This window comes from Bacteroides sp. An19, from assembly GCF_002160215.1.
GTDB classification, from domain to species: domain Bacteria; phylum Bacteroidota; class Bacteroidia; order Bacteroidales; family Bacteroidaceae; genus Phocaeicola; species Phocaeicola intestinalis.
Window position 1 is genome coordinate 1 of the sequence record NZ_NFKD01000093.1, and the last position, 9,806, is coordinate 9,806.

Consider the following 9,806-nt stretch of genomic DNA (forward strand, 5'->3'; position numbering starts at 1 on the left):
AACGCAAAATCGGGTAACACTCGCCCCGTCCGCTACGAATTACATATAGGAAGCAATCCTTTAATGATATAAGAAGTTGATATTTCATTAAACGACCCTTTTACAATTATGCGTTACAACAAAGAAAAAGCACTGGTCCGGGGCAAGAAAAAAGACAAGGCATTTGTCCGCATCTTCGGCGGAATATTTGTGCTGGTGGGCATCATCCTGTTTACCGTCTGTATCTTCATCTATACCAGCGGTCACACATTCAAAGCAGAAGCTACACCTGTGCAGGCAGTTATCCTGGCCATGCGTGGGGCAAATCACGAATCGCTGGGCACACCGGTGGTGGAATACACAGTCGGCGGAAAGACCTATACTTCCACGCTCAATCTGTCTTCATCGTCCATGCATCCGGGCAAGCAGATTACTGTCTATTATCGCAATGGCAATCCCCAAGAGGTGCGTTATCTGGATGATAACAATTGGATAATCGGCCTATTGATGGCCATGGCGTTCGTGTTTGCCGGTATGGGACTGGCTTTTATTCTGGTAAGGCGGAAACACCGGCAGAAAATAGCCCGCCTGCTTGCTACCGGCGATACAGTGGAGGCGGAGATAACAGGCATCCGTGAAGATGACAACCAAAGCATGAACGGACGGCATCCCATCATCGTGAGTTGCCGTTATGTGGCATCCGACGGGCGGATATACCTGTTTCACAGCGGTTCTTTCTGGTATGAGAGTTACGAGATAGATCCCCAAAGGAAGGTGCGTGTCTATGTTGACCGCAATAATCCTTCCAATTATTATGTGGATGTTGACAGTGTGGTGGGATGAGAACGGGAAGACGTGTTTAAGGCAAATTATCCTTGGCAACCTGTATCAGCTCGCCCGCCTTCTTCATCAGCGTTTCTTCGGATACATCCGTTCCTTCCATAAAGACAACCAGCAGGTGGCCGCCCACCGAAGCAATGACGTTCAGCACACGCCGTCCTCCTACCTCTGCGCAGGCTAAGGTGTAATCGGTAGTAGGCCAACCTTTGTTCTCCAAACTCTGCTCCAGATAGTCCTGCGTTTCATAGATGTCAGGGTGCTCCCGGAACAGGTGGTCTTTGTAACGCATCAGCCTGCCCAGCAACGAAGCCATGTCAAGGGGCGTGGCCTGGTTGAGGGGCGTGTTGCGTGCCGATGCAAGCTTGAAGCCATGTATCCCGACGGAGGCATACAACTCTCCGAAACACCCTATGCCGCCGGCTATCCGTGCCATCGCATCCGTGGCGAGGGTGTCTTCATCGGACACCGCCTCTATGGCTTTGTAAAAGAACATCGTCTTGTTCACCCTCAAGGTATCCGGATTCATGCCCGACGCTTTCAGGCGGATTTCAGCGGCAGCTGTCGCGCAGGCACCTCTCAAGGTGAGCAGCGGCCAATATCCTCCGCCTTCTATCTGCATCGTGTCTTTCAATACCGGGGAAAGGATGCAAAGACCCGTGCGTGGCGCAAACCCTTTCAACAGCTTTTGGAAAAGCCACGCGACTTTGACCCTTTTGGCCAAGCAGGATTGTCCCCTTTGGCTACAATATGATTGACCCTTTTGGCCAAAATAGTATTGACCACTTAGTTCACCTATTGTTATAGATTTTTTTTTGTGTAGATTTGAGTGCCCGAGTCCTGGTGTAACGGGGGTGATAATAAAATCTATACAAATGGATAAACGAATCAAAAACATTTTAAGATGTTATGCGGCCGGCATGGGAATCAAGGAAACGGCTTCCACGTTTCATACTTCCCGTAATACTGTCCGCAAGTATGTCCGCCTGTTCCTTTCAAGCGGCAAGAGTATTGAACAGCTTCTTTCCCTGTCCGACGGGCAATTGGATGAACTGTTCGGCTGTACGGCATCCCGGCATCGGGAGCCTTCTTCCAGGAGGATTGAACTGGAGGCCTTGCTTCCCGGCTATGTATCCCGCCTGTCACGCAAAGGCATGAGTGTCCGAAAACTGTTCAAGGAATACCATGCCGAATATCCTGACGGCTATCAGTTGTCTTCCTTCAAACGGGCTGTCCGTCAGTACAAGTTTCACGTCAAGGTCGTCGGTCATGTCGAGCACTATGCCGCCGACCAGATGTATATTGACTTTGCCGGTGACAGGCTTGGAGTCGTTGATGAAATGACTGGCGAGACGAAGAAAGCCGAGGTGTTTGTCGCCATCCTTCCGTTCAGCCATTATACCTACTGCGAAGCCGTGTGGTCGCAACGCAAGGAAGACCTGATAAAGGCATGTGAGAATGCCATGCAATATTTTGAAGGCGTTCCTGCGGCTATCGTCCCCGACAATCTGAAGGCCGCCGTCGCACGGAGCGACCGCAACGAGCCTGTCATCAATGATGATTTCGCCGCTTTTGCCGAATATTACGGCTGTGCGGTCTATCCCGCCCGTGCGCGTCACCCCAAGGACAAGGCTTTGGTAGAAAATGCCGTAAAGCTCCTCTACCGTTCCATTTACTTTGACATAGAAGGAATGACATTCTCCAGCCTGGAGGAACTCAATACCGCCATCCGTGTCTCCCTGCTTGATTTCAATGAAAAGGTGATGGCCGGACGGGAGGTGTCACGTAAGGAAATGTTCCTTCAGGGAGAGAAGGATTATCTTCGACCGCTTCCCGTGAAACGTTACGTAATGAAAGAGAGGAAGCTGATGACTGTCGGGAAGAACTCTTACGTCTCGTTGTTCAAGCACCATTACAGCGTTCCGAAGGAGTATGTAGGCAGGCGCATGACGATTCTCTATGATGCCGACACGGTGGAAATCTACTGTGGCATGAACCTTGTCGCCACCCATGACCGCTGTGACATTCCCTACGCTTATTCCTGGAAAAAGGAGCACAACCTGCCGGGACACTATGGCCCCTATGACAAGGACTTGGAGGAACTTTTCCGGCGTGCCTCGGAAATAGACAATATCGTATTGAACTATCTACGGGAAGTGGAGCGTGCCATGCAATATCCGCCAAAAGCGTTCAGGTCATGCCGGGGTATCTTGACGTTGGAGAAAAAATACGGTCGCGACCGTCTGGTTGCGGCTTGCGCATGTGCGGACCAGAAGTTGCAATACGGGTATCAGGCCTAATGAATGCCATCCTTTATATCAACAAGACCGGCTGCCAATGGCGTATGCTTCCTTCTGACTTCGCCCCTTGGCAAACCGTCTATTACTATTTCCGCAAGTGGAAGCTTGAAGGTGTGTTTGAAGAGGTGATGGATGCCTTGCACTCCCTTATCCGTAAACAGGCGGGACGGCAGGAAAGTCCCAGTCTTGGCATCATGGATTCCAGAAGCGTAAAGACTTCCCATCATGTTGATTCTGACCGTGGTATAGACGGGAACAAGAAAATCAAGGGGCGGAAAGAGCACATCATAGTCGATACGCTTGGCCTTCCGTTAGCCATCGCAATCCATGAAGCCAACCTGCATGACAGCAAGGGCGCCCCACAAGCCATAGAGAAACTCGCTTATAAATTTCCGCGCTTGGTGAAAATCTTGGCGGACGGAGGCTATAGGGGAGATTTGGCTGATTGGGTCAAGAAGAAATTCGGATGGATATTGGAGGTCGTACTCAGACCGGACGAATGTCCATCCAAATTTCAGGTACTGCCCAAACGCTGGATTGTGGAACGCTCTTTCTCATGGCTGGAAAACTTCAGAAGGCTGACCATCGATTATGAATTCCTTGCTGAAACCGCAGAAGCTATGGTACAGATTGCATTCATCCAAATCATGCTTAACAAATTTATCGAATGAAATCAAAACAGCTTCTAAATGCCTTAATTGATTTTTCTGTTCTATAATAAAAAGGTTTATATTTCCCTTGTCCATCAGGATGTCTAGGATTAAAAATTTGCAATTCGCCATTTAGGAAAGTTACAAATTTCCATGGTATTTTATTATGAAAGTTCTTTATCAAATAGAAGTTATTAGGGATATATGATAATGGTCCAGAAGATTCTTCATTTGGATCATAATCATCAAAGAAACCAATAGAATGTAAACCTTCACTTATAGATTTTTTTATGTAAAATATATACTTATATAATGGCTTGTTATGTAAAGATATAAAGTTGAATATATCTTCAAATTTAGTACCAAGTATAAAAGACATAACTTCCACGCCAAAATATTTACTAAATGCCGGTTTATCAGATAAGCTAAAGCAAATAACAATCATATAACCAACAGCTTTTGACTTTATGCGTAAATCTGCATTCTTAGAAACTATATATTCCTTTATTGAATCTTCTGTTATTGGTGAATTATCCCTTATTATCTTTTGCACTAGAGCGTCTTTAATAAAAGTAAAATAATGTTCCTCGTAAAAATCAATCATTATTTCATGAATAAAATCATCACAAAGACCTATTAATTGATTAATCGTTTCTTTTCTTGGAAGATTCAAAACTTCGAGTTTTTTACCTAAAAAACTTCTACCAAAGTGGTAATAAGAATAATAAAAGAATATACCACATGAAAATAGTTTCTTATTTTTTATCCATAAATAATCATTATCAAAATGTGGATATTTCCTAAACTTAGAGAAATAATCGCCCTCTACTTCAGCCCATGACTGAAAATTATCAAAATCTTTCATCTTCTGTTAGGTTGGATATTCTCGCTGGTTAAATAATTATATATGGTTTGTTTAGACTTAATGCCGGTGATTTCCATAATCTGCGAAACTGCGGTCCCAGCTTTGTAAAGTTGGATGACAGCCTCCTTCTTAGGCTTCTTCATCTTAGTCCCTTCCTGCCTCCCGAACTTGACACCTCGCTTCTTGGCTGCATCGATTCCGGCTTTGCATCCTTCGAGAATAAGATTGCGGTTATACTCGGCCAGTGATGCAAGTATCTGCATGGTGAATCTGCCTACGGCTGTAGCAGTATCAAGATTATCCTGAAGGGAAACAAGTTTAATGCGTCGTTCCTCCAGCTTGGCACAAAGGTCAAGCATCTCCTTAACTGATCGGCCTAATCGGTCCAACCGGTAAATGACAAGTGTGTCGCCGGAACGCAGGTAATCCATGCAAGCAGTCAGACCTTCACGCTTGAACTCCTTCCCGGAGATTTTGTCCGTGAAGATCCGGATGCACCCAGCATTGTTCAGTGCATCTTCTTGAGAAGAAAGATTCTGCTCTCTCGTACTCACCCTGGCATATCCTATTTTTTCTCCCATAGTCTAAATTATACTTGATTTTTCAAAATTACGGTATTTAGACTTAAAAAGCAAGAAAAAAGCCCTATATATATAATGTATAAGGCAAATTCATGAAGTCTACAGTAAACTATAGTTTAATTTAGTCTTCTAAATCAACATTATTCAACTCATCTATTTTACTTTTTATTATGTAATTGTATTTATATATATCAAATAAAGTTCTTTGTATAGCGACCAATTCAAATAGAATCTCAGGATTAGAGCAACCTTTCTCGATATTACATATTATATGATGAAACTTATTCTTGAAAGTTTCAACAACATTACGTAAATTAGGATTTATACTAAATATATTATTAGCTTATGATAATGCAAGACTCATTAGAGTTCCTATTGCTCAGATTATAGACAAGAAAGAAAGAGTACAATATAAAAGGAATAAGAACAAGGTAGTATTTGCGTGTCCGGCAAAAAAAACCGACATTATTTATACTGAGGTTAAAGGTCCAAATGACAATAACTTTATAAGAGTTGATGATGTTCTAAAAATCAAGGAAGGGAAGATTACTGATGGAGGTGAAAGAATTTCAGTAGTAGACAATGATGGACTGGTCAGATGCGAAATATTATCATCTGAACATAAAGAAGCACTTAATAAGATATATGACCTTAAAACTACACAATTAGGACATATATTAAATAATACCTGGTGTGCCAAAGAGTCAGAATATATTCTGAAATTATTGAATAAATAATAATATGTAAAGGAAGGTGTGGATTTTCTACAAGGTTGATAATAGATGTTGAAATCCGCACTTTTCTTGGTTATTTCTACTCTCGTACAAGTACCTCTATTCCAAATAAACCTTATTACTGAAAACCAAAAAGCGATTTTAGTAGGACTAAAGCCTTATCAACCTCAGCTTGTTCAACTTTCATAAGGTCATCACCCCAAGATTCGGGAAAGTCAATAATTGATTTACCGTTGTTCAAGACTGCATCCCTGATGACCTTCTTAACGTTCGGAAAAGATGGCTCTATATTGAAGAACAAGCAATGGCGTACAGCCATTGAAAGAGTTTCCTCGTCTACAAAGAAACGGATAACCACATTCATGTGAACCAGACTTTTCTGTTCATATTTTTTCCTTCTGAATTGTAGTTTTGACAAACGTGAATAGAAGAAAGACGGCACATCCTTACCTTCGGACACAAGCCTTTTCATTTCATCCTGTATTTCACTGATACCGTCACGGATATCAGTAAGGTCTGTACAGTTCGAAGCGATAGCATAAGGTGAAAGTTTTGTTTTCATATCCATGTGATTAATATAGTTAAACATCATATCTATAGTTCTTATAGGTTGTGACACGGATATCCACTGCATCATATATATAGTCAGTATGGACTGATGCCATAATCAAGCCATTACATTCCAGAATATGGTATATTGTATATCTGGCAGTAATCTTATTATCTATGATAACGTACTCAACACTTTTGAAAAAGCCTTGAACAGACTTTCCTTTTGTATCAGTGATTATCACAAGCTTACCCTTGAATTGGTCAAGTTCAACAGTTTTCTTTTGAGCACTCTTCAACATCAAGTTGGCTCCTTTCAAATAATCCAAAATTGTTATTACAGGTTTCATTGGCAAATAATTAAAATGTTATAAGATTGATGAATAAAATGATGTAGTTTTTGGGGGATTTCGAAAATTTTCTTTTCAGGTTATATAGTTGCTGTCATATCGGTAATTTCTAATGATTAACGCTATTTGATTGTGTCACGCAATCAAATTATAAGAGAACCATTTCCTCGGCAAACCTCTCTATCCAGTCAACGATATAGTTCATGTTGTATTCAGAAATAATGATGGCTTCCGTTTCACTTATCTGCGTAAACCTAGAAGATTCGTATCCGTCAATGAACTCCTTTAAACTCCTAACACCGAACATTTCCTTTTCTTCTTCAAACTCTTTGTCTATTTCAGCAAGCGGCTTATTGAATGTAATGCGCAAAGTTTCGTAATTCTTTTCCATGGTATAGTTATTTAAAGTTGAACAATGGTAATATTTCCGTACACTTTTCCGAATGTTTCAGATAAATCATCAAAGTATCTGCTGCCGTACTCACATGTAAGTTCTTTTGTCCAAGAATCAAAGCTGAAAGATTCCGTGTAGTCTTTCGTTACATCCACATAGTCCTCCATACCACTTTGGCACGCAATGGTATACCGCTGTACTTTAAACAATATACTTAAACTCATGTATCTTATGGTCTGTTTCTTGACCATCATTTCAATCCACATCATAATGTATATCTTTAAATTGTTTTGCTACTTTTTCTTGAAAAAGTAGTCACAACCTATAAAAAGGTTGTGCTACTCGATTCACTTAGATTCTGCCTTCATCTGCATAACTGTAATAAGAATCATTACAGATAATAACATGGTCAAGCATTCGGATATTGAGCGTATTTGCTGCCTTTACTGTTGATTGCGTCAGCTTATCATCTTCTGTACTTGGATTATGATTCCCACTCGGATGATTGTGACAAAAGATTAGTGAAGTAGCCTCACATAAAATAGCCTCTTTAAGCACCACCCTAACATCAACCAAACATGTGTTAAGACCACCCGATGAAATACGTACTCTCTTAATAACCCTAAAAGACTGATTCAGATAAATAGCCCAACATTCTTCTGTCTTGTTATCTCCCATAACGGGATGCATATAGTCATAAATATCTGTACTCTGTCTAATAACCGGTCTTTGGCTCTTATTAGAGTTACAACGCTTATAAAGCTCCACTCCTGCCATAACCAAATTGCGCTTGCCCGGTGTCATCTGCGCCAGTATCTCATCGAAATTGCACTCTTCACCATAGACCACCTCCTTTTCCTGTACCGTACTGACCATTACTGAACTGTTGGTAAGAATGTACACAAGTTCTGAGCTATCCATAAGTCTGTAGTCACCGTTTACTTCAAATCCTTTTCTCATATCCGTATGCTTTAGAGGGTTAAACTTGAATTATTCTTCAGCTAGATTTAGACCTTTTTAAACCTTTGTCTTGGTTTGGTCTTTTGTCCGCTGACTTTTTTTTATTGGGAATCATTCCCCATCTGAGTTTGAGCCTTTTTTTTACGGCATTGACATTTCAGGGAAAGTGGAATTAGAAAAGTTTTGAACGGGAAAAATGTTGGGGAGACCTGACGACATCGTTATTTTTTCCGGGCAAAGGCTCGAAGCCGGAACTCTTTCATTTCCACTATCCCCTTATAAATTTGCCGTCAAAAACAAAGGCTCTCAGACGGGGTATACCGGACTTCGAATGAGGAAGCGGACAGCAGAAAAGACCAATGAAAGACAACCGGAAAAATAATTCATACCGATTATTCAAAGGGTGCACAAGGAGCTTTTGCGACATACCTTAATAGGGCGGTGGAATAAGAGGTATGTATATTGAAGGAAAGTATAAAATCCACAGAAACGAACCCTTAAAGCGAAACCTTATGGGTTTTACTGAACAAGATGGTTTAATTAGGTTTCATGAAAATAAATACTCTTATAGTAACGTGAGTTCGAAATAAAATCAAAAAATAGCAAGTTGTCCGTCATTGACAAAATTCACGTCAATGGCGGGCTTCTTTTCAAAAAAACAGTATGCCGCGATAGCCGACAAGGAGTTGGCTATAAAGTTATTGAATGAACGATGTCTTGAGTGTTCAATCTGTGCTATGTTCTTCAGTTCGTCATTGACCGTTTCAATCAAGGCTCTTTTTCTGAGCAGAATCTTGTCAGCGACACTCATCAGTGAGTTCTTCATATTATTTTTAACTTTAGTGACAAGCTGTATGCCATTAAGGAATAGGTTCTCAAATAAAGCCTGACCGATATATCCTTTGTCTGCGCATAGTTTTCCTTTGATGTTTTCCAGAAACTTGCCTTGTTTCAACGGTTCCCGGTCATCCACGTTTCCAGGCGTGAACATGAAATTGAGTATCTCTCCTTTGTCATTGATTATCAGATGTAGCTTGAATCCGAAGAACCATCCCATAGAACATTTCCCACGCTCGGCAAGTCCTTTAAATGTCTTATGAATCAGGATTCTTTGGTTACGACATACACGCAAGGGAGTGGAGTCGACGAAACTGATACCGGTACAGGTTCCCAGCAGGACTTTTTTGATGAAGATGGTCAGGGGAAGTAATACTTCCTTCTCCGGTTCCACAAAACGGTTATAGGAAACCTGACGCGGAAAAAGGTGTTTCAGATGTTTGCAGACATACTCCTTGTAGTAATGTTTGAAATAACGGAAACCACCGGAGTGGAACAGGATTAAAATAACCATAATCTCGGCATCACTCATACGGTTGGGTTTATTACGATGCCTGGTCTTCTTGTCCTCAATCATATATTTTTCCTGTTGCAAAGCAAATTCCTTGCAAAAATCATCGGCCATATAATAAATCTCTGTAATTTTAGACTCCGGAAACATAGTGGTAATCGTTTAAATCTTATAATTCGGCACTATAAATTTAATACTTTTATCGCTATGTTCCTAATTATCACTGAAATATATTTATTCTTATTTCGAACTCACGTTA

General features: G+C 41.3%; 13 protein-coding genes. 4 read left to right on the top strand and 9 right to left on the bottom strand.

The window, feature by feature from the left end; genetic code table 11:
• Positions 1 to 108 precede the first annotated feature (108 nt).
• A complete protein-coding gene (locus tag B5F25_RS19730; protein ID WP_087251583.1) occupies positions 109 to 822 on the top strand; it encodes a DUF3592 domain-containing protein in 714 nt (237 codons plus the stop codon).
• A 16-nt stretch (positions 823 to 838) separates the two neighbouring features.
• Here B5F25_RS19730 and B5F25_RS19735 read toward each other — a convergent pair whose 3' ends face one another.
• Complete coding sequence (locus B5F25_RS19735) at positions 839 to 1,498, bottom strand: hypothetical protein (RefSeq protein ID WP_140406994.1); 660 nt, start codon at positions 1,496 to 1,498, stop codon at positions 839 to 841.
• 193 nt (positions 1,499 to 1,691) lie between these two features.
• On the opposite strand from B5F25_RS19735, the gene istA reads away from it, so the two are divergent.
• Positions 1,692 to 3,116 (top strand): IS21 family transposase, encoded by a 1,425-nt coding sequence (istA, locus tag B5F25_RS19740; RefSeq protein ID WP_241148452.1) that lies wholly within the window; start codon positions 1,692 to 1,694, stop codon positions 3,114 to 3,116.
• Positions 3,116 to 3,787: an IS5 family transposase gene (locus tag B5F25_RS19745; protein ID WP_241148453.1), complete on the top strand. Its 672-nt coding sequence runs from the start codon at positions 3,116 to 3,118 to the stop codon at positions 3,785 to 3,787. The genes istA and B5F25_RS19745 overlap by 1 nt, the downstream gene beginning before the upstream one ends.
• Here the strand turns inward: B5F25_RS19745 and B5F25_RS19750 are convergent.
• Together B5F25_RS19750 and B5F25_RS19755 are read right to left on the bottom strand one after the other, a co-directional pair.
• Entirely contained in the window at positions 3,777 to 4,631 is an 855-nt protein-coding gene (locus B5F25_RS19750; protein WP_087251586.1) for a hypothetical protein, read from the bottom strand. The two genes, B5F25_RS19745 and B5F25_RS19750, sit on opposite strands and share 11 nt — an antisense overlap.
• Positions 4,628 to 5,212 (bottom strand): recombinase family protein, encoded by a 585-nt coding sequence (locus tag B5F25_RS19755; RefSeq protein ID WP_087251587.1) that lies wholly within the window; start codon positions 5,210 to 5,212, stop codon positions 4,628 to 4,630. The genes B5F25_RS19750 and B5F25_RS19755 overlap by 4 nt, the downstream gene beginning before the upstream one ends.
• A gap of 287 nt (positions 5,213 to 5,499) precedes the next feature.
• Here B5F25_RS19755 and B5F25_RS19760 point away from each other — a divergent pair, with 287 nt between their 5' ends.
• On the top strand, positions 5,500 to 5,949 hold the full coding sequence (locus B5F25_RS19760; protein WP_087251588.1) for a hypothetical protein: 450 nt from the start codon (positions 5,500 to 5,502) through the stop codon (positions 5,947 to 5,949).
• A 115-nt stretch (positions 5,950 to 6,064) separates the two neighbouring features.
• On the opposite strand, the gene B5F25_RS19765 is transcribed toward B5F25_RS19760, so the two are convergent.
• From B5F25_RS19765 to B5F25_RS19795, 6 genes are all read right to left on the bottom strand, one after another.
• Positions 6,065 to 6,508, bottom strand: coding sequence for a hypothetical protein (locus B5F25_RS19765; protein WP_087251595.1), 444 nt, complete (start codon positions 6,506 to 6,508; stop codon positions 6,065 to 6,067).
• A 19-nt stretch (positions 6,509 to 6,527) separates the two neighbouring features.
• Positions 6,528 to 6,845, bottom strand: a complete 318-nt coding sequence (locus B5F25_RS19770; protein WP_140400146.1) for a hypothetical protein — start codon at positions 6,843 to 6,845, stop codon at positions 6,528 to 6,530.
• 148 nt (positions 6,846 to 6,993) lie between these two features.
• Positions 6,994 to 7,236 (bottom strand): hypothetical protein, encoded by a 243-nt coding sequence (locus B5F25_RS19775; RefSeq protein ID WP_087251590.1) that lies wholly within the window; start codon positions 7,234 to 7,236, stop codon positions 6,994 to 6,996.
• An 11-nt stretch (positions 7,237 to 7,247) separates the two neighbouring features.
• Entirely contained in the window at positions 7,248 to 7,508 is a 261-nt protein-coding gene (locus tag B5F25_RS19780) for a hypothetical protein (protein WP_087251591.1), read from the bottom strand.
• Positions 7,509 to 7,590: 82 nt separating this feature from the next.
• Complete coding sequence (locus B5F25_RS19785) at positions 7,591 to 8,199, bottom strand: JAB domain-containing protein (RefSeq protein WP_087251592.1); 609 nt, start codon at positions 8,197 to 8,199, stop codon at positions 7,591 to 7,593.
• Positions 8,200 to 8,791: 592 nt separating this feature from the next.
• Entirely contained in the window at positions 8,792 to 9,697 is a 906-nt protein-coding gene (locus tag B5F25_RS19795) for an IS982 family transposase (protein ID WP_087251594.1), read from the bottom strand.
• Between the last annotated feature and the right edge of the window lie 109 nt (positions 9,698 to 9,806).